The organism is Streptomyces capoamus (assembly GCF_014654935.1).
Lineage (GTDB): Bacteria > Actinomycetota > Actinomycetes > Streptomycetales > Streptomycetaceae > Streptomyces > Streptomyces capoamus.
The window spans coordinates 153,140-178,711 of the sequence record NZ_BNBF01000001.1 but is presented as its reverse complement, the minus strand read 5'-3'; the positions used below and the strand labels follow the sequence as shown (position 1 = coordinate 178,711).

The 25,572-nt window shown below is 72.6% G+C and carries 27 protein-coding genes and 1 pseudogene; 21 read left to right on the top strand and 7 right to left on the bottom strand.

The genetic code is table 11. The features are described 5' to 3' along the window. The coding region (locus tag IE312_RS00875) for a zinc-binding dehydrogenase (RefSeq protein WP_229898815.1) at positions 1-680 on the bottom strand (680 nt) is incomplete at its 3' end. A gap of 86 nt (positions 681-766) precedes the next feature. Then, a complete protein-coding gene (locus tag IE312_RS00870; protein ID WP_189977306.1) occupies positions 767-1,339 on the bottom strand; it encodes a helix-turn-helix domain-containing protein in 573 nt (190 codons plus the stop codon). A 172-nt stretch (positions 1,340-1,511) separates the two neighbouring features. On the opposite strand from IE312_RS00870, the gene IE312_RS00865 reads away from it, so the two are divergent. The 7 genes from IE312_RS00865 to IE312_RS00835 all read left to right on the top strand — a co-directional run bounded on the left by IE312_RS00865 (position 1,512) and on the right by IE312_RS00835 (position 8,271). After that, on the top strand, positions 1,512-3,050 hold the full coding sequence (locus IE312_RS00865; RefSeq protein WP_189977304.1) for an ATP-dependent DNA ligase: 1,539 nt from the start codon (positions 1,512-1,514) through the stop codon (positions 3,048-3,050). Continuing rightward, entirely contained in the window at positions 3,047-3,520 is a 474-nt protein-coding gene (locus tag IE312_RS00860) for an NUDIX hydrolase (protein WP_189977302.1), read from the top strand. The genes IE312_RS00865 and IE312_RS00860 overlap by 4 nt, the downstream gene beginning before the upstream one ends. Positions 3,521-3,643: 123 nt before the next feature. After that, positions 3,644-5,029 carry an NADP-dependent succinic semialdehyde dehydrogenase gene (locus IE312_RS00855; protein ID WP_189977299.1) on the top strand — a complete coding sequence of 462 codons (1,386 nt, stop codon included), beginning with the start codon at positions 3,644-3,646 and terminating at the stop codon, positions 5,027-5,029. Positions 5,030-5,055: 26 nt separating this feature from the next. Further along, complete coding sequence (locus IE312_RS00850; RefSeq protein WP_030340034.1) at positions 5,056-5,289, top strand: DUF6213 family protein; 234 nt, start codon at positions 5,056-5,058, stop codon at positions 5,287-5,289. Between the two features lie 174 nt (positions 5,290-5,463). Further along, positions 5,464-6,528 carry a type III polyketide synthase gene (locus IE312_RS00845; protein WP_189977297.1) on the top strand — a complete coding sequence of 355 codons (1,065 nt, stop codon included), beginning with the start codon at positions 5,464-5,466 and terminating at the stop codon, positions 6,526-6,528. After that, a complete protein-coding gene (locus tag IE312_RS00840; RefSeq protein WP_189977295.1) occupies positions 6,525-7,742 on the top strand; it encodes a cytochrome P450 in 1,218 nt (405 codons plus the stop codon). The genes IE312_RS00845 and IE312_RS00840 overlap by 4 nt, the downstream gene beginning before the upstream one ends. A 7-nt stretch (positions 7,743-7,749) precedes the next feature. Next, entirely contained in the window at positions 7,750-8,271 is a 522-nt protein-coding gene (locus IE312_RS00835) for a cupin domain-containing protein (RefSeq protein ID WP_189977293.1), read from the top strand. Between the two features lies 1 nt (position 8,272). Here the strand turns inward: IE312_RS00835 and IE312_RS00830 are convergent, their stop codons facing one another. Next, complete coding sequence (locus tag IE312_RS00830; protein WP_189977291.1) at positions 8,273-9,538, bottom strand: acyl-CoA dehydrogenase family protein; 1,266 nt, start codon at positions 9,536-9,538, stop codon at positions 8,273-8,275. Positions 9,539-9,708: 170 nt separating this feature from the next. Here IE312_RS00830 and IE312_RS00825 point away from each other — a divergent pair, with 170 nt between their 5' ends. Further along, the gene (locus IE312_RS00825) at positions 9,709-10,353 is read left to right on the top strand and encodes a TetR/AcrR family transcriptional regulator (RefSeq protein WP_189977289.1); all 645 of its coding nucleotides are present in this window, start codon (positions 9,709-9,711) and stop codon (positions 10,351-10,353) included. Between the two features lie 59 nt (positions 10,354-10,412). Here the strand turns inward: IE312_RS00825 and def are convergent, their stop codons facing one another. Beyond that, positions 10,413-10,967 (bottom strand): peptide deformylase, encoded by a 555-nt coding sequence (def, locus tag IE312_RS00820; RefSeq protein WP_189977287.1) that lies wholly within the window; start codon positions 10,965-10,967, stop codon positions 10,413-10,415. A gap of 152 nt (positions 10,968-11,119) precedes the next feature. On the opposite strand from def, the gene IE312_RS00815 reads away from it, so the two are divergent. From IE312_RS00815 to rocD, 8 genes are all read left to right on the top strand, one after another. Continuing rightward, positions 11,120-12,358, top strand: a complete 1,239-nt coding sequence (locus IE312_RS00815; protein ID WP_189977285.1) for a MurT ligase domain-containing protein — start codon at positions 11,120-11,122, stop codon at positions 12,356-12,358. Positions 12,359-12,386: 28 nt separating this feature from the next. Further along, on the top strand, positions 12,387-13,115 hold the full coding sequence (locus tag IE312_RS00810) for a type 1 glutamine amidotransferase (RefSeq protein WP_189977283.1): 729 nt from the start codon (positions 12,387-12,389) through the stop codon (positions 13,113-13,115). A gap of 280 nt (positions 13,116-13,395) precedes the next feature. Beyond that, positions 13,396-14,421, top strand: coding sequence for a 6-phosphofructokinase (locus IE312_RS00805; protein ID WP_189977281.1), 1,026 nt, complete (start codon positions 13,396-13,398; stop codon positions 14,419-14,421). A gap of 128 nt (positions 14,422-14,549) precedes the next feature. Then, positions 14,550-15,500: a cytochrome c oxidase assembly protein gene (locus tag IE312_RS00800; RefSeq protein ID WP_189977279.1), complete on the top strand. Its 951-nt coding sequence runs from the start codon at positions 14,550-14,552 to the stop codon at positions 15,498-15,500. Between the two features lie 82 nt (positions 15,501-15,582). Beyond that, the gene (locus IE312_RS00795; protein ID WP_189977277.1) at positions 15,583-15,750 is read left to right on the top strand and encodes a hypothetical protein; all 168 of its coding nucleotides are present in this window, start codon (positions 15,583-15,585) and stop codon (positions 15,748-15,750) included. 37 nt (positions 15,751-15,787) lie between these two features. Beyond that, positions 15,788-16,273 carry an Lrp/AsnC family transcriptional regulator gene (locus IE312_RS00790; RefSeq protein ID WP_189977275.1) on the top strand — a complete coding sequence of 162 codons (486 nt, stop codon included), beginning with the start codon at positions 15,788-15,790 and terminating at the stop codon, positions 16,271-16,273. 166 nt (positions 16,274-16,439) lie between these two features. Beyond that, positions 16,440-17,249 (top strand): dimethylargininase, encoded by an 810-nt coding sequence (ddaH, locus tag IE312_RS00785; RefSeq protein WP_189977273.1) that lies wholly within the window; start codon positions 16,440-16,442, stop codon positions 17,247-17,249. Next, positions 17,249-18,466, top strand: a complete 1,218-nt coding sequence (gene rocD, locus IE312_RS00780) for an ornithine--oxo-acid transaminase (protein ID WP_189977271.1) — start codon at positions 17,249-17,251, stop codon at positions 18,464-18,466. The genes ddaH and rocD overlap by 1 nt, the downstream gene beginning before the upstream one ends. A gap of 52 nt (positions 18,467-18,518) precedes the next feature. Here rocD and IE312_RS00775 read toward each other — a convergent pair whose 3' ends face one another. From IE312_RS00775 to IE312_RS00765, 3 genes are all read right to left on the bottom strand, one after another. Beyond that, positions 18,519-19,172: a DUF305 domain-containing protein gene (locus tag IE312_RS00775; RefSeq protein WP_189977269.1), complete on the bottom strand. Its 654-nt coding sequence runs from the start codon at positions 19,170-19,172 to the stop codon at positions 18,519-18,521. Positions 19,173-19,264: 92 nt separating this feature from the next. Next, positions 19,265-19,669 carry a DUF6153 family protein gene (locus IE312_RS00770; RefSeq protein ID WP_189977267.1) on the bottom strand — a complete coding sequence of 135 codons (405 nt, stop codon included), beginning with the start codon at positions 19,667-19,669 and terminating at the stop codon, positions 19,265-19,267. A 117-nt stretch (positions 19,670-19,786) separates the two neighbouring features. Beyond that, entirely contained in the window at positions 19,787-20,800 is a 1,014-nt protein-coding gene (locus tag IE312_RS00765; RefSeq protein ID WP_189977266.1) for a LacI family DNA-binding transcriptional regulator, read from the bottom strand. A 331-nt stretch (positions 20,801-21,131) separates the two neighbouring features. On the opposite strand from IE312_RS00765, the pseudogene IE312_RS00760 reads away from it, so the two are divergent. The 5 genes and pseudogenes from IE312_RS00760 (at position 21,132) to IE312_RS00740 (ending at position 25,511) form a co-directional block, all read left to right on the top strand. After that, positions 21,132-22,095 (top strand): annotated as a pseudogene (locus IE312_RS00760) (glycoside hydrolase family 6 protein). A gap of 82 nt (positions 22,096-22,177) precedes the next feature. Next, positions 22,178-23,455: a glycoside hydrolase family 6 protein gene (locus IE312_RS00755; RefSeq protein ID WP_189977264.1), complete on the top strand. Its 1,278-nt coding sequence runs from the start codon at positions 22,178-22,180 to the stop codon at positions 23,453-23,455. Positions 23,456-23,573: 118 nt separating this feature from the next. Beyond that, on the top strand, positions 23,574-23,753 hold the full coding sequence (locus IE312_RS00750) for a hypothetical protein (RefSeq protein WP_189977262.1): 180 nt from the start codon (positions 23,574-23,576) through the stop codon (positions 23,751-23,753). 84 nt (positions 23,754-23,837) lie between these two features. Then, positions 23,838-24,677: an SDR family NAD(P)-dependent oxidoreductase gene (locus IE312_RS00745; RefSeq protein ID WP_189977260.1), complete on the top strand. Its 840-nt coding sequence runs from the start codon at positions 23,838-23,840 to the stop codon at positions 24,675-24,677. A 111-nt stretch (positions 24,678-24,788) separates the two neighbouring features. Beyond that, positions 24,789-25,511 (top strand): lysophospholipid acyltransferase family protein, encoded by a 723-nt coding sequence (locus tag IE312_RS00740; RefSeq protein WP_189977258.1) that lies wholly within the window; start codon positions 24,789-24,791, stop codon positions 25,509-25,511. Positions 25,512-25,572 lie beyond the last annotated feature (61 nt).

Sequence of the window (25,572 nt, the reverse complement as noted above, 5' to 3'; positions counted from 1 at the left end):
ATGCGGCCCTCGAAGGCGACCAGCTTCGCGGACTGGGCGTAGGCCGTGCCTCCGACCGGGTCGTAGACCACGTCGGCGCCCCGGCCTCCGGTGGCCTCCTTCACGGCGGCGACGACGTCCTCGGCGCGCCGGTCGACCACCACGTCACAGCCGAGCCGCCGGGCGACGGCGGCCTTGTCCGCGCCGCCCACGACCCCGATCACCGTGGCGCCGGCGGCCTTGCCGAGCTGTACGGCGGCGCTGCCCACACCGCCGGCGGCGGCGTGCACCAGCAGGGTCTCGCCGGCCTCCAAGCGGGCCCGGCGGTGCAGTCCGAACCAGCCGGTCTGGTAGCCGATGTGCAGGGCGGCGGCCTCGGCGTCGTCCAGCGACCCGGGCGCGGGCAGCAGGGCGCGCGCGTCGGCGAGGGCGTACTCGGCGAAGCCGCCGTACGGCAGCGCCGGGTTGGCGATCACGCGGCGGCCGTCCTCGGTCTCGCCGCAGATCTCCACGCCCGGCGTGAAGGGCAGCGGCGGGCGCACCTGGTACTCGCCCCGGCACAGCAGGGCGTCCGGGAAGTTGACATTGGCGGCGCGCACCCGCAGCAGCACCTGGCCGTCGGCGGGGGTGGGTCGCTCCACCTCCGCCAGGCGCATCACCTCGCTCGGCTCGCCGTTCTCGTGCACTTGCCATGCCTGCATGCGGGGCCTCCACGGGACTGCTTCGTCTGACCGGGCTCGACGGCATACTAAGCGGTCGCTTGCCGATGAGGGAACAGTAGCGTCGGTCACGTGCGGGCGGGCCGCGCCCTGACGTGCATCCGCTCGCCCTGCGGACCGAACAGGCTCAGGAACTCCACCGGTCCCTCCCCCGTCGAACCGAACCAGTGCGGCACCCGCGTGTCGAACTCGGCCGCCTCGCCGGCGGACAGCACGACGTCGTGCTCGCCGAGGACCAGACGGAGCCGTCCGGAGAGGACGTAGAGCCACTCGTAGCCCTCGTGGGTCCGCGGCTCGGGCTCCTGCCTGCGCTGCGGTTCGACGACCTTGAAGGCCTGCGGGCCGCCGGGCCGGCGGGTCAGCGGCCAGAAGGTGCGCCCGCCGCGCTCGACCGGCTTGACCCGCACCCGCGGGTCCCCGACCGGCGGCGCCCCGACCAGCTCGTCCAGCGGCACCCGGTGCACCTGGGCGATGGGCAGCAGCAGTTCGAGGCTGGGCCTGCGCAGGCCCGACTCCAGCCGGGAGAGCGTGCTCACCGAGATGCCGGTGGCCTCGGACAGCGCTGCCAGGGTCACCCCGCGCTCCTTGCGGATGCGGCGCAGCCGCGGGCCCACGTCCGCCAGTACGTCGTCTGTGCTCATGGCCCCCATTGCAGGAACGGCAAGCGTGTTTGTCAATCCCGCATCCACGCGGTGACCGGCGCTCCGGGGGCGGCCGCGGTCGTCGGACCCGGCCGGCCCCGGCGGACGCCGGCCGCCACGCGCCCGGACGGAGAACCACGCACCCGGCCCGGCGGTGAGGCACCATGGCGGCATGCTGCTGACCCGGCTGGCCCAGGTGTCCCGGGAGGTCGCCGCGACCGCGGCGCGGTCCCGCAAGACGGCGCTGCTCGCGGAGCTGTTCCGGGACGCGGAGGCGGACGACGTGCCGATCGTCATCCCCTATCTGGCCGGACGCCTGCCGCAGGGGCGTCTCGGCGTCGGCTGGAAGGTGCTGGGCCGCGCGGTCCCGCCGGCCGCCGAACCGTCCCTGACCGTGCGCGAGGTCGACGCCCGGCTGAGCGAGCTGGGCAAGGTGTCCGGGCCCGGTTCCCAGGCGGAGCGGACCCGGCTCGTCGGCGAGCTGATGGGCGCGGCCACCGAGGAGGAGCAACGCTTCCTGTTCGGCCTGCTCACCGGCGAGGTCCGGCAGGGCGCCCTGGACGCGGTCGCGGTGGAGGGCCTCGCCCGGGCGACCGGCGCGGATCCGGCGGACGTACGGCGGGCGGTGATGCTCGCGGGCTCGCTGCAGACGGTGGCTCAGGCCCTGCTCGGCGAGGGGACCGCGGCGCTGGAACGGTTCCGGCTGACGGTCGGCCGGCCGGTGCTGCCGATGCTGGCCCACAGCGCCTCCTCGGTCGCCGAGGCGGTGGAGAAGCTGGGTGCCTGCGCGGTGGAGGAGAAGCTGGACGGCATCCGGGTGCAGGTGCACCGGGACGGCGACACGGTGCGGGTGCACACCCGCACCCTGGACGACATCACCGACCGGCTGCCGGAAGTGACGGCCGCGGCGCTGGAGTTGCGGGGCGAGCGGTTCATCCTGGACGGGGAGGTGATCTCCTTCGACCCGGCGGGCCGGCCCCGGTCCTTCCAGGAGACGGCGGGCCGGGTCGGCTCGCGCACCGACGTGGCGAAGGCGGCCGAGGAGGTCCCGGTCTCCCCCGTCTTCTTCGACGCCCTCGCGGTCGACGGCCGCGACCTGCTCGACCTGCCGTTCGCCGAGCGGCACGCGGAACTGGCCCGGCTGGTGCCGGAGCCGATGCGGGTGCGGCGCACGGTGGTCCCGGGCCCCGGGGACATCCCGGAGGCGGAACGGTTCCTCGCCGAGACGCTGGCCCGCGGCCACGAGGGTGTGGTGGTCAAGGCGCTCGACGCGCCGTACAGCGCGGGCCGGCGCGGCGCCGCCTGGCTCAAGGTCAAGCCCGTGCACACCCTCGACCTGGTGGTGCTGGCCGCCGAGTGGGGCCACGGCCGGCGCACCGGCAGGCTGTCCAACCTGCACCTCGGCGCCCGCACCCGCGACGGCGGCTACGCGATGCTCGGCAAGACCTTCAAGGGCATGACCGACGCGATGCTCGCCTGGCAGACCGAGCGGCTCCGGGAACTGGCGGTCGGGGACGACGGCTGGGTGGTCCGGGTCCGTCCCGAACTCGTCGTGGAGATCGCCTACGACGGCCTCCAGCGCTCCTCCCGCTACCCGGCCGGGGTCACCCTCCGCTTCGCCCGCGTGGTCCGCTACCGCGAGGACAAGCGGCCCGAGGAGGCCGATACCGTGGAGGCCCTGCTGGCGGCTCACCCGGAGGTCACGCCGTGACGGTGCGGACGACGAAGCGCAGCGCGGGACTGCTGCTGTTCCGGCACACAGCTGACGGGCTGGAGGTACTGCTCGGGCACATGGGCGGCCCGCTCTGGGCGAAGAAGGACGCGGGGGCCTGGACGGTACCTAAGGGCGAGTACGAGCCGGAGGAGCCGGCCTGGGAGGCGGCCCGGCGGGAGTTCCGGGAGGAGCTGGGGGTGGCGCCGCCCGACGGGGAGGCCGTACCGCTGGGCGAGGTCGTGCAGCGCAACGGCAAGATCGTCACGGCCTGGGCGGTCGCGGCGGACCTCGACCCGCGGGCGATCACCCCGGGGACCTTCACGATGGAGTGGCCGCCGCGGTCCGGCCGCAGGCAGGAGTTCCCGGAGCTGGACCGGGTGGCGTGGTTCGGTCTGGACCGGGCGCGTGAGGTGATCATCACGGCGCAGGCGGCGTTTCTCGACCGGCTGGCGGAGCACTCGGGCTGACGACGGGCCCGGGCCCGGGCGCTCCGGGACCACCGGGGGAAACCGCCCCGGGAGCCCGTCGCGTTGCGACTTGCGGGGCCGCGCGCGAAGGTCGAGACAAGCCCGCTCCCAGGGAGGCCAGCCATGCCCATCGCGACGGTGAATCCGGCGAACGGCGAGACGCTCAAGACGTACGAGCCCATGGACGAGGACGAGCTGGAACGCCGGCTCGAACTCGCCGAGGCCACCTTCCGCACGTACCGGGCGACCTCGTTCGCCGACCGCGCCCGGCTGCTGAAGAGGGCCGCCGACCTGCTGGACGAGGACCGGGAGGAGATCGGCCGGGTCATGACCACGGAAATGGGCAAGCCGGTCACGCAGGCCCGCGCGGAGGCCGCGAAGTGTGCGAAGGCGATGCGCTGGTACGCCGAGCGCGCCGAGGGGCTGCTGGCGGACGAGGAGCCGCCCGAGGCCGACGTGCGCGACTCCGGGGCCGCGCGGGTCCGGGTCCGCTACCGGCCGCTGGGCCCGGTCCTCGCCGTGATGCCCTGGAACTTCCCGCTGTGGCAGGTGATCCGGTTCGCCGCGCCCGCGCTCATGGCGGGCAACGTGGGCCTGCTCAAGCACGCCTCCAACGTCCCGCAGACCGCCCTGTACCTGGAGGACCTGTTCCACCGGGCCGGCTTCCCGGAGGGCTGTTTCCAGACGCTGCTGATCGGCTCGGGCGCGGTGGACGACATCCTGCGCGACGAGCGCGTGAAGGCGGCCACCCTGACCGGCAGCGAGCCCGCGGGCCGGGCGGTCGCCTCCACCGCCGGGCAGATGATCAAGAAGACGGTGCTGGAGCTGGGCGGCAGCGACCCCTACGTCGTCATGCCCTCCGCCGACGTCGACCGCGCGGCCGAGGTCGCCGTGACCGCGCGGGTGCAGAACAACGGGCAGTCCTGCATCGCCGCCAAACGGTTCATCGTGCACACCGACGTCTACGACGCCTTCGCCGAGAAGTTCGTCGCGGGCATGCGGGCGCTCCGGATCGGCGACCCGCTGGCGGAGGACACCGAGATCGGGCCGCTCGCCAGCGAGCGGGGCAGGACCGACCTGGAGGAGCTGGTGGACGACGCCCGGCGCAGCGGGGCCGAGGTGCTGTGCGGCGGACAGCGGCCGGACGGTCCCGGCTGGTACTACCCGCCGACCGTCCTGTCCGGCATCACCCGGGAGATGCGCATCCACCGCGAGGAGGCGTTCGGGCCGGTCGCCACGCTGTACCGGGCGGACGACCTGGACGAGGCCGTCCTGATCGCCAACGACACGCCGTTCGGGCTGAGTTCGAACGTGTGGACGCGCGACGGGAACGAGGTGGAGCGGTTCGCGCGGGACCTGGAGGCCGGCTCCGTGTATGTCAACGGGATGACCGCCTCGCATCCGGCGTTCCCGTTCGGCGGGGTGAAGCGGTCCGGGTACGGGCGTGAGCTGTCCGGGCACGGAATCCGGGAGTTCTGCAACATCACCACGGTTTGGCAGGGTGCGTGAGCGCCACGCGGCTACCATCCCGTTTTGTGAACCGCGAAGTGACCCTGCCTCTGATCGTCGACGACCGCGGTACCTTGCAGGTGGCCGCGGCCGACGTGAGTAAGTTGTTGCGGACCGTGGGTGCGCGATGGCTGCACCTGGTCGAGGCCGGGGAGCAGGTGCTGGACGAGGACACGGTCGCCGCGCTGACCATCGAGCTGGCGAAACTGGCCGACCGCATCGACGTCGCCTGCATCGCGCACAGCAGTGGGGCGCCGTAACGATCGTTCCCCTGTTTTCCCACGTCCGGCGGCATGAAACGCCCCGCGAGCCGGACGCCGGGGTCCCCGATTCGGAGTAATCCAGCGCGAGATCGTCGTCCTCCCGGGTGACGGTGGGTGGAGCAACCCAAGAGGTGTGGACCACCTTCCGACAGCGGAAAGCAGGGACGGTTCATGGCGACTTTGTGCAGACCCTCGGTGTCGGTCCCGGAGCACGTGATCACGATGGAGGAGACGCTGGAGCTGGCGCGTTCCCGTCACGCGGACCACCCTCAACTGCCACTCGCCCTGAGGCTGATCGAGAACACCGGCGTCAGGACGCGGCACATCGTGCAGCCCATCGAGGAGACGCTGAAGCATCCGGGTTTCGAGGAGCGCAACAAGCTCTACGAGGCCGAGGCCAAGGCCCGCGTCCCGGCGGTGATCCAGCGCGCGCTGGACGACGCGGAGCTGCTGACCAGCGACATAGACGTGATCATCTACGTGTCGTGCACGGGCTTCATGATGCCCTCGCTCACGGCGTGGCTGATCAACGAGATGGACTTCGACAGCACCACCCGCCAGCTCCCGATCGCCCAGCTGGGCTGCGCGGCCGGCGGTGCGGCGATCAACCGGGCGCACGACTTCTGCTCGGCCTACCCGCACGCGAACGCGCTGATCGTGGCCTGCGAGTTCTGCTCGCTGTGCTACCAGCCCACCGACCTCGGCATCGGCTCGCTGCTCTCCAACGGCCTGTTCGGCGACGGCATCGCCGCGGCGGTGGTGCGCGGGAAGGGCGGTACGGGTGTCCGGCTGGAGCGCAACGGCTCGTACCTGATCCCGAAGACGGAGGACTGGATCGCCTACGACGTCCGGGCCACCGGCTTCCACTTCCTGCTCGACAAGCGGGTGCCGACGACGATGGAGCCGCTCGCCCCGGCGCTGAAGGACCTCGCGGGCAGCCACGGCTGGGACGCGTCCGACCTGGACTTCTACATCATCCACGCGGGCGGCCCCCGCATCCTCGACGACCTCAGCACGTTCCTGCAGGTCGACCCGCACGCCTTCCGGTTCAGCCGGGCCACGCTCACCGAGTACGGCAACATAGCCAGCGCCGTCGTCCTGGACGCGCTGCGCCGGCTGTTCGACGAGGGCGGTGCCGCCGACCGCGCCCGTGGACTGCTCGCCGGCTTCGGCCCCGGCATCACCGCCGAGATGACGGTGGGCCGCTGGGCCGGCGCCGACGGGGCCACCCGATGACCGAGCAGACCACGCTCGCCGAGACCCGGCCCCCGGTCCGGCACTGGCCGGCGCTCGACCTCACCGGCACGGAGTTCGACCCGGTGCTGGCGGAGCTGATGACCGAGGGCCCGGTCACCCGGGTCCAGCTGCCCCACGGCGAGGGCTGGGCCTGGCTGGTCACCCGGTACGACGACGTACGCAGGGTGACCAACGACCCCTGCTTCAGCCGGGCCGCGGTCATGGACCGGCAGGTCACCCGGCTCGCCCCGCACTTCATCCCCGACCGGGACGGGGTCGGCTTCCTCGACCCGCCCGACCACACCCGGCTGCGCCGCACGGTCGCCGCCGCCTTCACGGCGAAGGGGGTCGAGCGGGTCCGCGCCCGGGCCCGCGCCCTGCTGGCGGAGCTGGTCGACGACCTGCTCCGGGGCGGCCCGCCCGCGGACCTGACGGCGGCGGTCCTCGCCCCGTTCCCGATCGCGGTGATCTGCGAGCTGATGGGCGTCCCGCCGGGCGACCGGCACCGCATGCACACCTGGACCCAGCTGATCCTTTCCGCCGCGCACGGCAAGGAGGTCAGCGAGCGGGCCAAGCGGGAGATGAGCGCGTGTTTCGCCGACCTGATCGCCGGACGCGGGAACAGCGCCGGCGAGGACGTCACCTCGCTCCTCGGCGCCGCCGTGGCCCGGGGTGAGGTGACGTCGGCGGAGGCGGTCGGTCTCGCCGTCCTGCTTCAGATCGGCGGCGAGGCGGTCACCAACAACAGCGGGCAGATGTTCTACCTGCTGCTGACCCGCCCCGGCCTGCGGGAGCGGCTGCGCGCCGAGCCGGAGCTGCGGCCCCGGGCGATCGACGAACTGCTGCGCTGGATCCCGCACCGCAACGCGGTCGGCCTGTCCCGCATCGCCCTGCGGGACGTGGACATCGGCGGTGTCCGCATCCGCGCCGGCGACCCGGTCTACGTCTCGTACCTGGCCGCCAACCGCGACCCGGCCGTCTTCCCCGACCCCGACACCGTCGACTTCTCCCGCGACCCCAACGCGCACCTGGCGTTCGGCTTCGGCCCGCACTACTGCCCCGGCGGCATGCTGGCCCGACTCGAGGAGGAACTGCTGATGGACGCCCTGCTGGACCGGATACCGGGCCTGAGGCTGGCGGTGCCGCCGGACCAGGTCGCCTTCCACAAGGGAGCCTTGATCCGCGGGCCCGAATCCCTCCCGGTGACCTGGTGAGGCTCCCATGACCGGGACCGAGGGACTGTACGTGCCGCCGGGCCACGGCCGGGTCGTCGCGACCCCGGCCCAGCGGGTGACCTTCAAGGTCACCGGCACCCATTCGCGGATGGCCTCCACCTTCGAGGTGGAGGTCCCGCCCGGCTTCGACGTGGGCGCCCATGTGCACACGCGCAGCGAGGAGTTGTTCTACGTCCTCGAAGGCGAGCTGGACGTCCTCGCCTTCGAGCCGCGCGTGCGCACCCCCGACAACTGGCGCAGGTGGGAGTCGTGTTCGGGCAACCGGGTGGTGCGCGCGACGCCGGGCACGGTCATCGTCGTACCACCGGGCTGCCCCCACGCGTTCGCCAATCCGACGGAGGCACCGGCCAGGATGTTCTTCCAGGCCTCCCCCCCGCCGGACCACGAGCGCTACTTCGAGGAACTGCTGGAGATCCTGGCCGACGGGGGCCCGCCGGACCAGGAGGCGATCGAGGCGCTGCGGGCGAAGTACGACATCGAGCAGCTCACGCCGCTCCGGCACCGGTGAGCTACCGGATCGGCATCCCCGACAGCGTCCGGGCGATGACGAGCCGCTGGATCTCGCTCGTGCCCTCGAAGATGGTGTAGATCGCCGCGTCCCGGTGCATCCGCTCGACCGGGTACTCACGGGTGTATCCGTTGCCGCCCAGGATCTGTATCGCCTGCGCGGTCACCTTCTTCGCGGTCTCGCTGGCGAACAGCTTGGACATGGAGCCCTCGGCCGCCGTGAACGGCCTGCCGTTGACCGCCATCCAGGACGCCCGCCACACCAGCAGCCGCGCGGCGTCGATCTGCGTCCGCATGTCCGCCAGCTGGAAGGCGACCCCCTGGTTGTCGATGATCGGCCGGCCGAACTGCTCCCGGGTCCTGGCGTAGTCGAGGGCGACCTCGTACGCGGCGCGGGCGGTGCCGACCGCCATGGCGCCGACGGCCGGGCGGGACGCCTCGAACGTGGCCATCGCCGCGTTCTTCACCCTCCCCCAGCCTCCGGCCGGGGGGACCCCCATCTCGCTTCGCTCGCCGCCCGCCTTCGCCCTCTCCCGGGCCCGGGCCAGGCGTTCGTCCAGCTTCTCCTTGCCCCCGAGCAGGCAGGAGCCAGGCACGCGCACCTGGTCGAGGACGACCTCGGCGGTGTGCGAGGCGCGGATGCCGTGCTTCTTGAACTTCTGGCCCTGGGACAGGCCGGCCGTGCCCGGCGGGACGATGAAGGAGGCGTGGCCCTTGGAGCCCAGCTCCGGGTCGACACTGGCGACGACGACGTGGACGTTGGCAATGCCGCCGTTGGTCGCCCAGGTCTTCGTGCCGTTGAGCACCCATTCGTCCGTGGCCTCGTCGTACACCGCACGCGTGCGCAGGGAGGCGACGTCGGAGCCGGCGTCGGGCTCGGAGGAGCAGAACGCGGCGACCTTGACGTCGTTCTGGTCGCCGTACATCTGCGGGATCCAGGTGCCGATCTGCTCCTCGGTGCCGTTGGCGAGGACGCCCACGGCGGCGAGGCCGGTGCCCACGATGGACAGGGCGATGCCGGCGTCGCCCCAGAACAGCTCCTCCATGGCCATGGGGATGCCGAGGCCGGTGGGGTCGAAGTACTGCTGGGCGTAGAAGTCGAGGGAGTAGATGCCGACCTTCGCGGCCTCCTGGATGACCGGCCAGGGCGTCTCCTCGCGCTCGTCCCACTCGGCCGCCGCCGGGCGGATCACGTCCGCGGCGAAGCCGTGGAGCCAGTCGCGTACTTCCCTCTGCTCCTCGTTCAGCTCCATGGTGAACTCGGCCATGTCCCCTCCAGCGGCGGCGGTGCGATGTTACTAGCGGTAACCCGAGTCTGTTACTGATCGGTAGGAAAAGTCAACCGGTGATGACACCCCCGCGGCCCGTTCGAAGCCGGCGGCACGGGCAGTGTTAGTTTGCGCAGGCGTCACCGAATCAGCACGGGTGGGGAGAGCACATGGACACCACGCAGCGGACCGAGCAGCAGCGGTCCGCCGACCGCCGACGGCGCGAGCTGCTGGAGGCCGCCGACCGGGTGGTGCTGCGCGACGGCCCGCAGGCGTCGATGAACGCGATCGCGGCGGAAGCGGGCATCACGAAGCCGATCCTCTACCGGCACTTCGGCGACAAGGGCGGACTGTACGCGGCGCTCGCCAAACGGCACACCGACGCGCTGCTCGCCTCCCTGCGGGCGGCCCTCGACGCGCCCGTCGACCGGCGCGAGCGGGTGGAGTCCACGCTGGACACCTACCTCGCCGCGATCGAGGCCCGGCCCCAGGTGTACCGGTTCCTGATGCACCCGGCGGAGGGCAGCACCGGGGGCGACCAGGGCTTCGACGTGGGCAAGCACAGCGCCCCCCTGCTGCGGCGGATGGGCGAGGAGCTCGCCCAGGTCATCGAGGAGCGGGTCGACCTCGGCCCGGAGAGCCAGCGGCTGGCCCGGGTCTGGGGGCACGGGATCGTCGGCATGATGCACGCCGCGGGTGACTGGTGGCTGGGCGAACGCCCCTGCTCCCGGGCCGACTTGGTGCGGTCCCTCGCCGACCTGCTATGGGGCCGCCTCGCGGCGGCGGGCGACCGGGTGGGTGGCCCGGGGTTCTGACGGCCCCGCACCCCCGGGCCGGTGCGCGCCCGCCCGGGTTCAGGCCGGTGCGCGCCCGCTCAGGCCGGCGTGCCCGCCCGGCCCCAGGAGGCCCTGGACACCTGCCTCAGCAGCCTCCGCCTCCGCCACCCCGTGAGGTGGTCCGCGTACACCCGGCCCTCCAGGTGGTCGCACTCGTGTTGCAAGCATCTGGCAAAGAAGCCGGTGCCGTGGACGGTGACCGGGTCCCCCGTCATCGTGAGGCCCTCGACCACCGCGTGGTCATAGCGCTCGGTCCCCGCCTCCAGGCCGGGCAGGGACAGGCACCCCTCCGGGCCCCGGACCACCACACCGTCGGCCTCGACCAGCCGCGGGTTCACCACGTGGCCGAGGTGGCGGACGTCCTCGTCGTCAGGGCAGTCGTAGACGAACACCCGCAAACCGACACCGATCTGGTTGGCGGCCAGACCCACCCCGCGCGCCGCGTACATCGTGGCGAACAGGTCCTCCACGAGGTCCGCGAGGCCGGGGCCGAAGTCGGTGACGTCCCGGCAGGGCTCGCGCAGCACCGCGTCGCCGAGCAGGGTGAGGGGCCGGACGCGCCCGCGGGCGCCCGGAATGGAACCGTGTCGCATGGCGGCAAGGGTACGGTTCGTTCAGCTCATGCCCGCCGCCCAACCCCTGGACCGGGATTCGGGTGCGGGAACGGATCTCGATAGGCTGAGGTTCACACCACGTTGCCGGATGGCCTGAGGCGCGGCGCGTACGCAAGGAGGATCGAGAACTGATGGCAGGCAACTCGGACCCGCTCTCGCCGCGGGCCAAGCTGGCCGTGACCGCGGGCAAGGCGGTCGCTGCGGCATCGCGGGCCGCGGGACGCGGCAGCGGGTCGGTGATCGGTGGCCGGGTCGCGCTGAAACTCGACCCCGATCTGCTCGGGCGGCTCGCCCAGAACCTGGACGTCGTCCTGGTGTCCGCCACCAACGGCAAGACCACGACCACCCGGCTCATCGCGGAGGCGCTGCGCGCCGCGGGCCCGGTCGTGTCGAACGCGCTCGGCGCCAACATGCCGGCCGGTATCACCTCGGCGCTGGCGGGCGGTTCGGAGGCGAAGTTCGGCGTCATCGAGGTGGACGAGAAGTACCTGGCCGGAGTGGCCCGGGACACCTCCCCCAAGTGCATCGCCCTGCTGAACCTCTCCCGCGACCAGCTGGACCGGGCGGCCGAGACCCGCATGCTCGCCGAGAACTGGCGGGAGGGTCTGGCCGGCTCCAAGGCCGTCGTCGTCGCCAACTGCGACGACCCGCTGGTGGTGTGGGCCGCGTCCTCCTCCGCGAATGTGATCTGGGTCGCCGCCGGGCAGATGTGGAAGGACGACGCCTGGTCCTGCCCGTCGTGCGGCGGCGTGATGCAGCGCCCCGGCGACGACTGGTTCTGCGGTGAGTGCGGCTTCCGCCGGCCCACGCCGACCTGGGCGCTGTCCGGGGACCACGTGCTGGACCCGCACGGGTCCGCCTGGCCGATCCACCTGCAGCTGCCGGGCCGCGCCAACAAGGCGAACGCCGCGTCCTCCGCGGCCGTCGCCGCCGTCTTCGGGGTGCCGCCGCAGGTCGCCCTGGAGCGGATGTACCAGGTGCAGGCCGTCGCCGGACGGTACGACGTCGTCCAGTTCCAGAACCGCGACCTCAGGCTGCTGCTGGCCAAGAACCCGGCCGGCTGGCTGGAGACGTTCTCGCTGATCGACCCGCCGCCCGCGCCGGTGATCCTGTCCGTGAACGCCCGGGGCGCCGACGGCACCGACACCTCCTGGCTGTGGGACGTCGACTACACCCGGCTGACCGGCCACCCGATCTTCGTCGTCGGTGACCGGAAGCTGGACCTCGCCGTCCGCCTGGAGGTCGCGAACCAGCACTTCCAGGTCTGCGACGACCTCGACCAGGCGGTGCAGATGTGCCCGCCGGGCCGGATCGAGGTCATCGCGAACTACACCGCGTTCCAGGACCTGCGCCGCCGCGTCGGCAACTGATCTTCTGATCCTCGAAGGGCGATCACTCATGAGCGACAACCAACTGCGGCTGGTGTGGATCTACCCGGACCTGCTCAGCACCTACGGCGACCAGGGCAACGCCCTCGTGGTGGAGCGCCGGGCGCGGCAGCGCGGACTGGACGTGGCCCGGCTCGACGTGCGCAGCGACCAGCCGATCCCGACCTCCGGCGACATCTACCTGATCGGCGGCGGCGAGGACCGTCCGCAGCGGCTCGCGGCCGAGCGGCTGCGCCGTGACGGGCACCTGCACCGGGCGGTGGAGAACGGCGCGATCGTCTTCTCCGTCTGCGCCGGCTACCAGATCCTCGGCCACGAGTTCATCAACGACCTGGGCCAGCGCGAGCCGGGTCTCGGCCTGCTCGACGTGGTGTCCGTGCGCGGCGAGGGCGAGCGGTGCGTCGGTGACGTGCTGGCCGACATCGACCCGCAGCTCGGCCTGCCCCCGCTGACCGGTTTCGAGAACCACCAGGGCGTCACCCACCTCGGCCCCACCGCCCGCCCCCTGGCCCGCGTGCAGATCGGCAAGGGCAACGGCACCGGGGACGGCACGGAGGGCGCGTACAACGGGACGGTCTTCGGCACGTACATGCACGGGCCGGTCCTGGCCCGCAACCCGCTGATCGCCGACCTGCTGCTGAAGCTGGCGCTGGACGTGAACGCGCTGCCGCCGATCGACGACCGCTGGTACGAGGCGCTCCGCAACGAGCGCATCGCGGCTGCGCAGCAGCCTGCGTAGGCACAGTTGCGCAGCAGCCTGCGTAGGCACAGTTGCGCAGCAGCCTGCGTAGGCACAGTTGCGCAGCAGCCTGCGTAGACACAGTTGCGCAGCAGCCCGAGTTGCCCGTTTCACCGGTTTCGGCGGGCCCGCCTGACGGGCCGTCCGCTCACATGTGCGGGCGCGTCCAGCAGGCGGACGCCCGCTACGGGGCCACCCCCTCGCGCCGGTAGGGTGGCCGGGAATCCGCCGGACAACGTGGTCCGGTTACCCGGCCCACGTTGAGAAGGTAATTCGGGCTATGCGCATTGGTGTCCTCACGTCCGGCGGCGACTGCCCCGGCCTGAACGCCGTCATCCGGTCCGTCGTGCACCGTGCCGTCGCCGACCACGGCGACGAGGTCATCGGTTTCCGGGACGGCTGGAAAGGCCTCCTGGAGTGCGACTACCTGAAGCTCGACCTCGACGCCGTGAACGGCATCCTGGCCCGCGGCGGCACCATCCTCGGCTCCTCCCGGGTCCGCCCCGAGCACCTGCGGGACGGAGTGGAGCGGGCCAGGGGCCACGTCGCGGAACTGGGTCTGGACGCGATCATCCCGATCGGCGGTGAGGGCACCCTGAAGGCGGCCCGGCTGCTGTCGGACAACGGGCTGCCCATCGTGGGCGTGCCCAAGACCATCGACAACGACATCGCCGTCACCGATGTCACCTTCGGCTTCGACACCGCGGTGACCGTGGCGACGGAGGCGCTGGACCGGCTGAAGACCACCGCCGAGTCGCACCAGCGGGTGCTGATCGTGGAGGTCATGGGCCGGCACACCGGCTGGATCGCGCTGCACTCCGGCATGGCGGCCGGCGCGCACGCCGTCGTCGTACCCGAGCGCCCCTTCGACATCGAGGAGCTGGCGCGCAAGGTCGGCGAGCGGTTCGCGGCGGGCAAGCGGTTCGCCATCGTGGTCGCCGCGGAGGGGGCCAAGCCGCGTCCGGGTTCCATGGAGTTCGACGAGGGCGGCAAGGACGTCTACGGCCACGAGCGGTTCGCCGGTATCGCCCGGCAGCTGTCGGTCGAGCTGGAGCAGCGGCTCGGCAAGGAGGCGCGTCCGGTGATCCTCGGGCATGTGCAGCGGGGCGGCACGCCGACCGCGTACGACCGGGTGCTGGCGACCCGGTTCGGCTGGCACGCCGTGGAGGCCGCGCACCGCGGCGAGTTCGGCATGATGACGGCGCTGCGCGGGACGGACATCGTGATGGTGTCGCTGGCGGAGGCCGTGGAGACGCTGAAGACGGTACCCACCGAGCGGTACGACGAGGCGGAGTGCGTCCTGTGACCGAGTGGTCCGGGTGAGGACGAACCGGCCCCGGTCACCGAGGTGACCGGGGCCGGTTCTACTCTTGGTGCGGACACAGACACCTGTGGACAGACACCGCACAACCCCCACGAACCAGGAGCCGCCGGATGGATCACAGCGGACACGGCATGATGATGGATCTGCCGCCGTTCACGCTGGGGCGGGGTCTTCAGTGGTCGGCGGACCCGTTCTTCCTCGTGGCCTGCCTCGCCGGTCTGGCGCTGTACGGCTGGGGTGTCCTCCGGCTGCGGCGGCGCGGGGACGCGTGGCCGGTGTCGCGCACGGTGTCGTACGTCGTCGGCGTGCTCACGATCGCGCTGGTCATGTGCACCAGGCTCAACGACTACGGCATGGTCATGTTCAGCGTGCACATGGTGCAGCACATGGTGATCAGCATGCTGTCGCCGATCCTGATCCTGCTCGGCGCCCCGGTGACGCTGGCGCTGCGCGCGCTGCCGGCGGCCGGCAAGGGCCACAAGGGCCCGCGCGAGCTGCTGCTGATGCTGCTGCACAGCCGGTACATGCGGATCATCACCCACCCGGCGTTCACGATCCCGCTGTTCATCGCGAGCCTGTACGGCCTGTACTTCACGCCGATCTTCGACTTCCTTATGGGCTCGAAGACCGGGCACGCGGCGATGATGGTGCACTTCCTCGCGGTCGGTGTGGTGTTCTTCTGGCCGATCATCGGTGTGGACCCGGGCCCGCACCGGCCCGGTCACCTGATGCGGATGCTGGAGCTGTTCGCGGGCATGCCGTTCCACGCGTTCTTCGGCATCGCGCTGATGATGGCGTCGACGCCGATGGTGGAGACCTTCCGCACCCCGCCCGCCTCGCTCGGCATCGACGCGCTGTCCGACCAGAGCGCGGCGGGAGGCATCGCCTGGGCGTTCAGCGAGATCCCGTCGGTGCTGGTGCTGATCGCGCTGCTGTTCCAGTGGTACGGCTCCGAGCAGCGGCAGGCCAAGCGCAAGGACCGGGCCGCCGACCGGGACGGTGACAAGGAGCTGGAGGCGTACAACGCCTATCTGGCCTCGCTGAACGCGCGCGAGGGCTGAGCGGCCGTATCCTCCGGGCAGGCGCCGTGTCCCGGAAACCGGGGCACCATGGTCAGGGACGGACCACGAGGAGGGTGTCGCGATGGCCGGTACCACGAACGGTTCCACCAGGGCGATGGGGGCTCTGACGGTCGGCGGGCTGGTCCTCGTGACCGCCTACACGGTCGCGCTCGGCAGCAGCGGCTGGCTCTGGTTCGGATGGGTGGTGCTGGGGCTGCTGACCCTCGCCCTGGTCGTCACCCAGTCCTGACCAGCGCGGCCGGGGCGGGGCTGGCTACAGTGCCCGCATGAACAGCAGGACGCCCTCGTTCGACGAGCTGGACCGCCGGATCATCACCGCGCTCATGGCGAACGCGCGGACCAGCTTCGCCGAGATGGGGGCGGCGATCGGGCTGTCCGCCACGGCGGTCAAACGGCGGGTGGACCGGCTGCGCGAGACCGGGGTGATCACCGGGTTCACGGCGACGGTCAAGCCCTCCGCCCTGGGCTGGCGCACCGAGGCGTACGTCGAGGTGTACTGCGAGGGCGCGGCGCCACCCCGGCGGCTCGCGGAGGTCGTCCGCAACCATCCGGAGATCGCGGCGGCGATGACGGTGACCGGCGGTGCCGACGCGCTGCTGCACGTGCGCGCCCGGGACGTGGAGCACTTCGAGGAGGTGCTGGAGCGGATCCGGGCCGAGCCGTTCATCCGGAAGACGATCAGTGTGATGGTGCTGTCCCATCTGCTCCCGGAGAGCCCGGAGGCCGGCGCCACCTACGCGGCCCCCGAGTGACGGCCTTCGAGTGACCGGGCAGGGCGCAGGTATCGTGCGTGTGACGCTCCGAGAACGCAGTGATGCTGCGCGGCTGCGCAGCCCTTCGCGCTTGTCGCCCGTCCCCCTCCCTTCCTACCGTGGTGTCACCCCTCAGTGACACACAGGAAGACGGAGGAAACCCTCTGTGCCCGACAGCCGTGTGCCGCGTTCCCGGCGCTTCCTCGTCTGTGAACCCAGACACTTCGCCGTCCAGTACGCGATCAACCCGTGGATGCATCCCGACCGGCCCGTCGACGTGGACCTGGCCCAGGAGCAGTGGCAGTCGCTGATCCGCGCCTACCGGACCCACGGCCACACCGTCGACTCCGTCGAGCCGGTCCCCGGCCTGCCGGACATGGTCTTCGCCGCGAACGCGGCGTTCGTCGTCGGCGGCCGGGTCTTCGGCTCCCTGTTCCACGCGCCGGAGCGGCGCCCCGAGTCGGTCCACTACGACACCTGGTTCAAGACGGCCGGCTACGACGTGTACCGCCCCGAGTCGGTGACCGAGGGCGAGGGCGACCTGGTGTGGACGGGCCGGTACGTGCTCGCCGGCACCGGGTTCCGCACCACCCGGGAGGCGCACCGGGAGGCACAGGAGTTCCTCGGCCACCCGGTGATCGGCCTGACCCTGGTGGACCCGTACTTCTACCACCTGGACACGGCGCTGTTCGTCCTCGACGACGACAACGTCTGCTACTACCCGGAGGCGTTCTCGCCGGGCAGCCGGGAGGTCCTCAAGCGGCTGTACCCGGACGCGGTGCTCGCCACCCGCGAGGACGCGGTGGCGTTCGGCCTGAACTCCGTCTCCGACGGCCGTAACGTCTTCATAGCGCCCCGCGCCGAGGCGCTCGCCGAACGCCTCGCCGACCACGGTTACGTCCCCGTCCCCGTCGACCTGTCCGAGTTCCACAAGGCCGGCGGCGGCATCAAGTGCTGCACCCAGGAGATCCGCTGATGACCGCACCCGCGCGCACGCGTACGCCCGACGACCTGATCCGCGCGGAGGGGCCGGTTCTCGCGCACAACTACCACCCGCTGCCCGTGGTGGTGGCCCGCGCCGAGGGCACCTGGGTGGAGGACGTCGAGGGCAACCGCTACCTCGACATGCTGGCCGGTTACTCGGCCCTCAACTTCGGCCACCGGCACCCGGCGCTCGTCGAGGCGGCCCACCGCCAGCTCGACCAGCTGACGCTGACCTCCCGCGCCTTCCACAACGACCGGCTCGCGGAGTTCGCCGAGCGGCTGACGGCGCTGACCGGCCTGGACATGGTGCTGCCGATGAACACCGGCGCGGAGGCGGTGGAGAGCGGCATCAAGGTGGCCCGCAAGTGGGCGTACGACGTCAAGGGCGTGCCGGCCGGGCAGGCGACGATCGTGGTCGCGGCGGAGAACTTCCACGGCCGGACGACGACCATCGTCAGTTTCTCCACGGACGAGACGGCCCGGGCCGGCTTCGGCCCGTTCACGCCCGGCTTCCGGATCGTGCCGTACAACGACCTGGCGGCGCTGGAGGAGGCGGTCGACGAGACCACGGCGGCGGTGCTGATCGAGCCCGTCCAGGGCGAGGCCGGTGTCATCATCCCGGACGACGGCTACCTCGCCGGGGTGCGCGAGCTGACCCGCCGCAAGGGCTGCCTGTTCATCGCCGACGAGATCCAGTCCGGCCTCGGCCGCACGGGCCGTACCCTCGCCGTCGAGCACGAGGACGTCGTCCCGGACGTGCTGCTGCTCGGCAAGGCGCTGGGCGGCGGCATCGTGCCGGTCTCGGCCGTGGTGGCCCGGCGCGAGGTGCTGGGTGTGCTGCACCCGGGTGAGCACGGCTCGACGTTCGGCGGCAACCCGCTCGCGGCGGCGGTCGGCACGGCCGTGGTCGAGCTGCTGGAGACCGGCGAGTTCCAGCGCCGGGCGGCCGAGCTGGGCGTGGTCCTGCGGGACGGGCTGACCGAGCTGGTCGGCAAGGGCGTGACCGCGTTCCGCTCGCGCGGGCTGTGGGCCGGCGTGGACGTCGACCCGGCGCTCGGCACCGGGCGCGAGATCAGCGAGCGCCTGATGCGCGAGGGGATCCTGGTCAAGGACACCCACGGCTCCACGATCCGGTTGGCGCCGCCGCTGACGATCACGGCGCAGGAGCTGCGGTCCGCGCTGGCCGCGCTGGAGAAGGTGCTGGCCTGAGGGACGGGCGGGCGGGGGCCGGTGGCGGCACCGGCCCCCGCCCGCCGTTGCGTCACCTGCTGCCGAGGAGCTGCTTCATCTCCTTGATCTCGGCGTTCTGCGCGGTGACGATGTCGTCCGCCAGGGCCTTGGCGGGGCCGTACCGCCCCTGTTCCTTCTCGGTGGTGGCCATCTCGACGGCGCCCCGGTGGTGGTCGATCATCATCGCCAGGAACTTGGTGTCGAAGTCCTTGCCGGTGGCCTTCTCCAGGGCCGTCATGTCGGCCTCGCTCATCATGCCGGACATACCACCCATGCCCGGCATGCCGGAGTGGCCGGAGTGGTCCATGCCGGCCATGGGGACGTCCTCGCCCCAGGACGTCAGCCAGCCGGACATGGTGCGGATCTCCGGGTCCTGGGCCTTCTCGATGCGTGCGGCGAGGTCCTTCACCCGGGCCGAGGCGGCCCGGCCGGCGGCCAGCCGCGCCATCTCCAGCGCCTGCCGGTGGTGCGGGATCATGCCCTGCGCGAAGGAGACGTCCTGCGCGTCGTGGGCGGTGGCCGACGGGCTCGGCGAGGCGGAGGCGCCGTGGACGCCGTTGTCGTTGCCGGGGCCGGTGTCACGGTCGCTTCCGCAGGCCGCGAGGAGGAGGGCGCCGGTCACGGCGACCGTGGCGAGCACCGTACGGCGGGCCGGGGTACGGAGGGTCGGGGTACGGAGGGTCATGCGGGAACTCCTGCTGATCCGAGGGATGTCGGGCACGCGTGAGCGCGACCGCCGCACCCGCGCTACGGCAGGGCGGGCGGCCGGGGCGGCCTCTAGATCCGCAGGATGTGGAGTTCGGCCAGGTCCGGCGGGGCCCGGGCGCCCTCCGGAGCCCTGGCCGGGCCGGGGCGCGGGCAGCCTGCCGGGGCCAGGACGGCCACGGGGCCGGGAACCGGCACGGGCAGCTGCGGGCCGCCGTCCGGCGCGCCCGAGACACAGCCGGAGTCGGCGTGGTGCAGCTGGTGGCCGCCGCAGTGACCGGCACCGTCCGGACAGTCGTCCGGCGCGGTGACGGCAACGGTGACGGCGACCGGTGTGTGCGCGTGTCCGGCGTGCGCCATGCCCCCGCCGGGCGCCAGTGCGTGCATGCCGAGGAGCCCGGCCAGCACGGCGAGCACGAGCAGCGCGCGGCACGGCCGCCGGGGCGGTCGCGGGGCGGGTGCTCGGGTGCCGGTCATCGGGGACATCGTACGGAAGCGGGTCGCGGCCGGTGTGCGGGGGCACGCGGGCCGTGCCGTCCGGGATCCCCCGGTCGCCGTCGCCCTCGCGTACGGCCGCATCACCACACCCGGCTCTCAGGCGCTCGCACGGGTGACCAGGCGGGTGGGCAGGATCAGCGGGGTGGGGTCCTGGCCGTCGACGAGCGCGACGAGCATGCGCGCCATCTCCCGGCCGAGTGCCGCTATGGGCTGGTGGACGGTGGTGAGCGGCGGATCGGTGATCCCGGCGACGGCCAGGTCGTCGAAGCCGACCACGGCGACGTCGGCGGGGACCTGCCGGCCGGCCTCCCGCAGGGCGCGCAGCGCTCCCGCCGCCATGTTGTCGTTCGCCGCGAAGACGCCGTCCACCTCGGGGTGGTCCGCCAGCAGCGCGGCCATGGCCGCGGCTCCGCTGGGCTCGGTGAAGTCCCCCTCCCGCGGCGGGAGCGGATCGAGGCCGGCGGCCAACATGGCGTCCCGGTAACCGCGGTACCGGGCACGCCCGGCCCCGGTGTCCAGGCGCCCGCAGAGGGTGGCCACGCGGGTCCGGCCGCGCGAGACGAGGTGTTCGGTCGCCTCGCGTGCTCCGCCGAGGTTGTCGACGTCCACGTACCACCGCGGAGCCGGCCCCACCGGGCGTCCGCCGAAGACGACGGGCATCTCCGCTTCCTCGGCCACCCGGGCCAGCGGGTCGTCCTCGCGCAGCGCCATCAGCATGACGCCGTCCGCACCCTTGGACCGCATGAGTTCGGCCACCCGCTTGCGCCCCCGGTCCGAGGCGGCCAGGCACAGCATGAGATGCAGGTCGGCCTCCTCCAGGGCGGCCGACGCGCCCACGATCACCTGGGCGAAGAACGGATCCGCGAAGATCGAGGGATCCTCCCCCGAGACGACCAGGGCGGCCGCTCCGGTCTGCCGGGTGGCCAGGGCGCGGGCAGTCGGATTGGGCACGTAGCCGAGCTGCCGGACGGCGCGTTCGACCGCCTCCCGCTTGGCGGGGCTGACGTGCGGGGCGTTGTTGAGGGCGCGGGAGGCCACGGAACGGGAGACGCCCGCGCGTACGGCCACCTCGTCGAGCGTCGGCTGCCGACGCAGCGCGTTCCTTGCCATCGTCCCGAGCCCTCCCTCCCGCCCGCCCGCCCGGCCGGACCTGCCGTGCGCGCCCTGGTGCTCCGTCTGGGAGCGGTTCCAGTCGCTGAGCGTAGACCAGTCGCCCGGGTCCGGGCCAGCGCTCCGTCCCCTCTTGACAGTGTGGCCGCTCCACCACACGATACCGACCACGCCCAGAAGGCTCCGTGTGGCTGGGAACGCTTCCAGTGGGAGCGCTCCCAAGATCATCGGCGAACGCTTCCGGGTGTCGTACCACCGCACTTCCTCAGCGCGTCGCACGCCCTGGACGAGGGCGCGCGACGCATCCCCGCCAGGAAACCGAGGTACCGACATGGGCCGCAGACTCCGCGTCCTCGCGGCGGCGTTGTCCGCCCTGCCGCTGGCACTCGCCGCCGCGCCGTCCGCGCACGCCGCCGACCCGACCACCCTGACCAACGGCTTCTACGTGGACCCCGACTCCAGCGCACAGCGGTGGGTGGCCGCCAACCCCGGCGACGGCCGCGCGCCCTCGATCGCCGCCTCCATCGCCCGTACCCCCATGGCCCGCTGGCGGCTCCTGGAGCGGCAGCATCGGCAGCGCCACGGGGGCGTACGCGGGAGCCGCCGACGCCAGGGACAAACTGCCCGTCCTCGTCGCCTACAACATCTACAACCGGGACTACTGCGGCGGACACTCCGCCGGCGGCGCCGCCTCGGCGTCCGCCTACGCCACCTGGATCGCCCAGTTCGCCGGCGGGATCGCGGGCCGCCCCGCCGTCGTCGTCCTCGAACCGGACTCCCTCGGGGACTACGGCTGCATGACACAGGCCCAGATCACCGAACGCCAGGGCATGCTCACCGGGGCCCTCACCCAGTTCAGCCGTCAGGCGCCCAACACCTGGGTCTACCTGGACGCCGGCAACCCGGGCTGGGCCGGTGCCGCGACCATGGCCCAGCGCCTCCACGACGCCGGCCTCCGCCAGGCCCACGGCTTCTCGCTCAACGTCTCGAACTACTTCACCACCGCCGAGAACACCGCCTACGGCAATGCCGTCAACAGCGAACTGAAGGCCCGCTACGGCTACACCAAGCCGTTCGTCGTGGACACCAGCCGCAACGGCAACGGCTCGAACGGGCAGTGGTGCAACCCCTCCGGTCGCCGCATCGGTACCCCCACCCGGCTGGGCGGAGGCGCCGAGATGCTCCTGTGGATCAAGACCCCGGGCGAGTCGGACGGCAACTGCGGCGCCGGGGCCGGCTCCTCGGCCGGACAGTTCCTCCCCGAGGTGGCCTACAAGATGATCTACGGCTACTGAGCCACCGGCTCCGGTGGCCGTGACCCGGTACGCCGGGCGGCGACCGCTCCCCTTCCCCTCTCCCCCTCCACGAGGAGCAGCAATGAAAGCACGCGGACCGTGGCACCGGACGGCTGCCGTCATCGCGGCGCTCACCGCCTGTGCCACCCTCGCCGCGACGCAGGCGCAGGCCGCGCCGGCACCGCGGGACGCGATCACCCCGGCCACGAAGTTCTACGTGGACCCGCACGGCAAGGCCGCGCAGCAGGCTCTGGCGGACCTGCGGAACGGCGACCTGGACGACGCCGCGAACATGGCCAGGCTCGCGAGCTGGCCGCAGGCCGAGTGGTTCACCGACGGCACGCCCGACCAGACGCGGGCCAAGGCGAATCGTCTCGTCCGCCGGGCCCGGGCCGTCCACCGCACGCCCGTCCTGGTCGCCTACGACATCCCGGGCCGGGACTGCACGCAGTACTCCAGCGGCGGAGCCGAATCCTCCGCCGCCTACCGGAAGTGGATCGACGCCGTGGCCGCCGGCATCGGCGACAGCAGGGCGGCGGTCGTCGTGGAACCCGACGGCCTGGCCCTCCTCCCCAAGGACTGCGGGCCGGCCACCGACCCGACCGGCACGCTCACGGCCGCCCGCCTCGCGGACCTCGCCTACGCCGTCCGGACGCTCAAGGCCCGGCCGCACACCGCCGTGTACCTGGACGCGGGCAACGTGCAGTGGCGGTCCGTCGGCGACATCGCGCAGCGGCTGCTGGACGCCGGGGTCCGCGCCGGCGACGGCTTCGCCCTGAACGTGTCCAACAACCATCCGACCGAGCACAACGCCCGCTACGGCACGTGGATAGCGAAGTGCATGTGGTTCGCCACCGACGGCCCCGAGCAGGCACGCGGGCACACCGACTGGTGCGCCAGTCAGTACTACTCGTCCGCCGCCCCCAACGACGGCTCCCCCGGCGACAGCGTCTCCTCCGCGGACCCCTCGACCTGGCGGTGGACCGACGCCTGGTACGACCAGAACACGGGCACCCCGCCGGCCGGCGACCTGCGTCACTTCGTGATCGACACCAGTCGCAACGGCCGCGGCGCCTGGACCCCGGAGCCGGGCAAGTACAGCGGGGACCCGGAGGCCTGGTGCAACGCGCCCGGCCGTGGTCTCGGTCCGCGTCCCACGGCCGACACCGGCGTCCCGCTCGTCGACGCCTATCTCTGGATCAAGGTCCCCGGGGAGTCCGACGGCAGCTGCACGCGCAACACCGGTGGCACGATCGATCCCGAGTACGGCGTCGTCGACCCGCCCGCCGGCACCTGGTGGCCCGAGCAGGCCCACGCGCTCGCCCGCAACGCGGTACCGCGGCTGCTGTTCAACCGCTGACCGTCCGTGGGAGCGCGGGACCGGCTGCGGGCGGGCGCCATGCGTGAGCCCGGGCCGCCTGGGAACCGGGACGCCGCCCGGAGCAAGCACCACCACGCAGCACGAGGAGGTCCGGCGTATGCCCAATCCCCAGCAGCCCGAACTGCGGCGCAACGACAAGGGTGCGGCCACCCCCGAGGACAGCCGCCGGACGAAGGCGGCCGAGGGGGACGGCGGTGCCGGCGGTCACCCGCACGGCACGGACAAGGGCGCCAAGGGCGGCGGAGTGCCTCCGGCACAGCAGCCCGATCACCCCTGAGCCTCGCGTGCACTCGCCGGAGGCGGGCCGCCGTGATGCGGCGGGAGCAGGAAAGGACGGGAGCAGGAAAGGAAGGGACCGCGCATGGGACGCGACGAGGCAGCCGGTACGGCCGTGGTGACCGGGGCGTCGTCGGGCATCGGCACCGAGTACGCCCTGCGGCTCGCCGGGCGCGGCAGGGACCTGGTGCTGGTCGCCCGGCGCGCCGAGCGGCTGGACGCCCTGGCCCGGCGGCTGCGCGAGGAGGCGGGCGTGGGGGTGGAGACGATCGTGGCCGACCTCGCGCGGCCCCCGGACCTCGCCCGGGTCGCGGACAGGGTCGCCGCCGACGACGTGGGCCTGCTGGTGAACAACGCCGGAGTCAACGGGTACGGGCCCTTCCACGAGGCGGACCCGGCCCTGCTCACCCGGGTGATCGACGTGAACGTGGTCGCGCCGACGGTGCTGACCCGGATGGCGGTCCCGGGGATGCTGGCGCGCGGCCGGGGAGCGGTCGTCAACGTCGCCTCGCTGCTGGCGTTCGCCGGTGACCTGCCGCCCGATCCCCTTCCGTACCGGGCCGTCTACGGGGGCACCAAGGGCTACGTCGTGACGTTCACCAGGACCCTCGCGGCGGAGCTGGCGGGGACTTCCGTGCGCGTCCAGGTCGTCTGCCCGGGACTCACCGCCACCGAGTTCCACCTCGGCACCGGCCGGGTTCCGGTGCCCGGGGAGGCACGGGTCCACGACGACGGCGGGATGCCCGCTGCCGACGTGGTCACGGCCTCCCTCGCCGCCCTGGCCGCCGGGGAGGTGTTCTGCGTGCCCGGGCTGGCCGAGTCCGCGGCCGCGGCGCGACTGGCGGACGCGGAGTCGGCCCTGCGCGATGGTTCCGGTGTCACCCTGGCTCCCCGCTACCGTGCCGCGGCGGACTCACCGGGATGATCCCGTCGATCCGGTGGTCTCCCGCTCGTCGCATCGGGGACGGATCGGCATGGGACCGGCCGAACATGGCTACGGTTCTCCGGAAGGAGCCGGTGAGAAGAGGAGCGAGCCGTGTTCTACTACCTGCTCAAGTACGTGTTCCTGGGACCGGTGCTCAGACTGGTCTTCCGTCCGCGGATCGAAGGCCTGGAGCACGTGCCCGCGTCGGGGCCGGCGATCGTCGCCGGGAACCACCTGTCCTTCTCCGACCACTTCCTGATGCCGGCGATACTGAAGCGCCGCATCACCTTCCTCGCGAAGGCGGAATACTTCACCGGGTCCGGGGTGAAGGGCCGGCTCACCGCTTCCTTCTTCCGCAGCGCCGGGCAGATTCCGGTGGACCGCTCGGGCAAGGAGGCGGGGCAGGCCGCGATCCGCGAGGGATTGGGGGTGCTGCGCAAGGGTGAGCTGCTCGGCATCTACCCGGAGGGCACCCGTTCGCACGACGGCAGGCTGTACAAGGGCAAGGTCGGGGTCGCCGTGATGGCCCTCAGGGCGGGCGTGCCGGTGGTGCCCTGCGCGATGATCGGCACGTTCGAGGCGCAGCCGCCCGGCCGGCTCGTGCCCCGGATCCGTCCGGTGACCATCCGCTTCGGCGAGCCCCTCGACTTCTCCCGCTACGCCGGCCTGGAGAACGAGAAGGCCGTCCTGCGGGCGGTCACCGACGAGATCATCTACGCCATCCTGGCGCTGTCCGGGCAGGAGTACGTCGACGAGTACGCGGCCGTCGTCAAGGAGCGGCAGACCGCGCAGCGGAAGCCGGGGCGCGGGCTCCCGCGCGCGCCGCTGGCCTGACCTCCGCACGGCGGAGGGGCGGCCGGAAGACTCCGGCCGCCCCTCGTCACCGTTCCGGCGG

Excerpts from the sequence above, each read along its gene's own strand:
- IE312_RS00870 (WP_189977306.1), bottom strand. The coding sequence starts at position 1,339 with ATGAGCACAGACGACGTACTGGCGGACGTGGGCCCGCGGCTGCGCCGC.
- IE312_RS00865 (WP_189977304.1), top strand. The coding sequence starts at position 1,512 with ATGCTGCTGACCCGGCTGGCCCAGGTGTCCCGGGAGGTCGCCGCGACC.
- IE312_RS00855 (WP_189977299.1), top strand. The coding sequence starts at position 3,644 with ATGCCCATCGCGACGGTGAATCCGGCGAACGGCGAGACGCTCAAGACG.
- IE312_RS00845 (WP_189977297.1), top strand. The coding sequence starts at position 5,464 with ATGGCGACTTTGTGCAGACCCTCGGTGTCGGTCCCGGAGCACGTGATC.
- IE312_RS00840 (WP_189977295.1), top strand. The coding sequence starts at position 6,525 with ATGACCGAGCAGACCACGCTCGCCGAGACCCGGCCCCCGGTCCGGCAC.
- IE312_RS00835 (WP_189977293.1), top strand. The coding sequence starts at position 7,750 with ATGACCGGGACCGAGGGACTGTACGTGCCGCCGGGCCACGGCCGGGTC.
- IE312_RS00830 (WP_189977291.1), bottom strand. The coding sequence starts at position 9,538 with ATGGCCGAGTTCACCATGGAGCTGAACGAGGAGCAGAGGGAAGTACGC.
- IE312_RS00825 (WP_189977289.1), top strand. The coding sequence starts at position 9,709 with ATGGACACCACGCAGCGGACCGAGCAGCAGCGGTCCGCCGACCGCCGA.
- def (WP_189977287.1), bottom strand. The coding sequence starts at position 10,967 with ATGCGACACGGTTCCATTCCGGGCGCCCGCGGGCGCGTCCGGCCCCTC.
- IE312_RS00815 (WP_189977285.1), top strand. The coding sequence starts at position 11,120 with ATGGCAGGCAACTCGGACCCGCTCTCGCCGCGGGCCAAGCTGGCCGTG.
- IE312_RS00810 (WP_189977283.1), top strand. The coding sequence starts at position 12,387 with ATGAGCGACAACCAACTGCGGCTGGTGTGGATCTACCCGGACCTGCTC.
- IE312_RS00805 (WP_189977281.1), top strand. The coding sequence starts at position 13,396 with ATGCGCATTGGTGTCCTCACGTCCGGCGGCGACTGCCCCGGCCTGAAC.
- IE312_RS00800 (WP_189977279.1), top strand. The coding sequence starts at position 14,550 with ATGGATCACAGCGGACACGGCATGATGATGGATCTGCCGCCGTTCACG.
- IE312_RS00795 (WP_189977277.1), top strand. The coding sequence starts at position 15,583 with ATGGCCGGTACCACGAACGGTTCCACCAGGGCGATGGGGGCTCTGACG.
- IE312_RS00790 (WP_189977275.1), top strand. The coding sequence starts at position 15,788 with ATGAACAGCAGGACGCCCTCGTTCGACGAGCTGGACCGCCGGATCATC.
- rocD (WP_189977271.1), top strand. The coding sequence starts at position 17,249 with ATGACCGCACCCGCGCGCACGCGTACGCCCGACGACCTGATCCGCGCG.
- IE312_RS00775 (WP_189977269.1), bottom strand. The coding sequence starts at position 19,172 with ATGACCCTCCGTACCCCGACCCTCCGTACCCCGGCCCGCCGTACGGTG.
- IE312_RS00770 (WP_189977267.1), bottom strand. The coding sequence starts at position 19,669 with ATGACCGGCACCCGAGCACCCGCCCCGCGACCGCCCCGGCGGCCGTGC.
- IE312_RS00765 (WP_189977266.1), bottom strand. The coding sequence starts at position 20,800 with ATGGCAAGGAACGCGCTGCGTCGGCAGCCGACGCTCGACGAGGTGGCC.
- IE312_RS00755 (WP_189977264.1), top strand. The coding sequence starts at position 22,178 with ATGAAAGCACGCGGACCGTGGCACCGGACGGCTGCCGTCATCGCGGCG.
- IE312_RS00750 (WP_189977262.1), top strand. The coding sequence starts at position 23,574 with ATGCCCAATCCCCAGCAGCCCGAACTGCGGCGCAACGACAAGGGTGCG.
- IE312_RS00745 (WP_189977260.1), top strand. The coding sequence starts at position 23,838 with ATGGGACGCGACGAGGCAGCCGGTACGGCCGTGGTGACCGGGGCGTCG.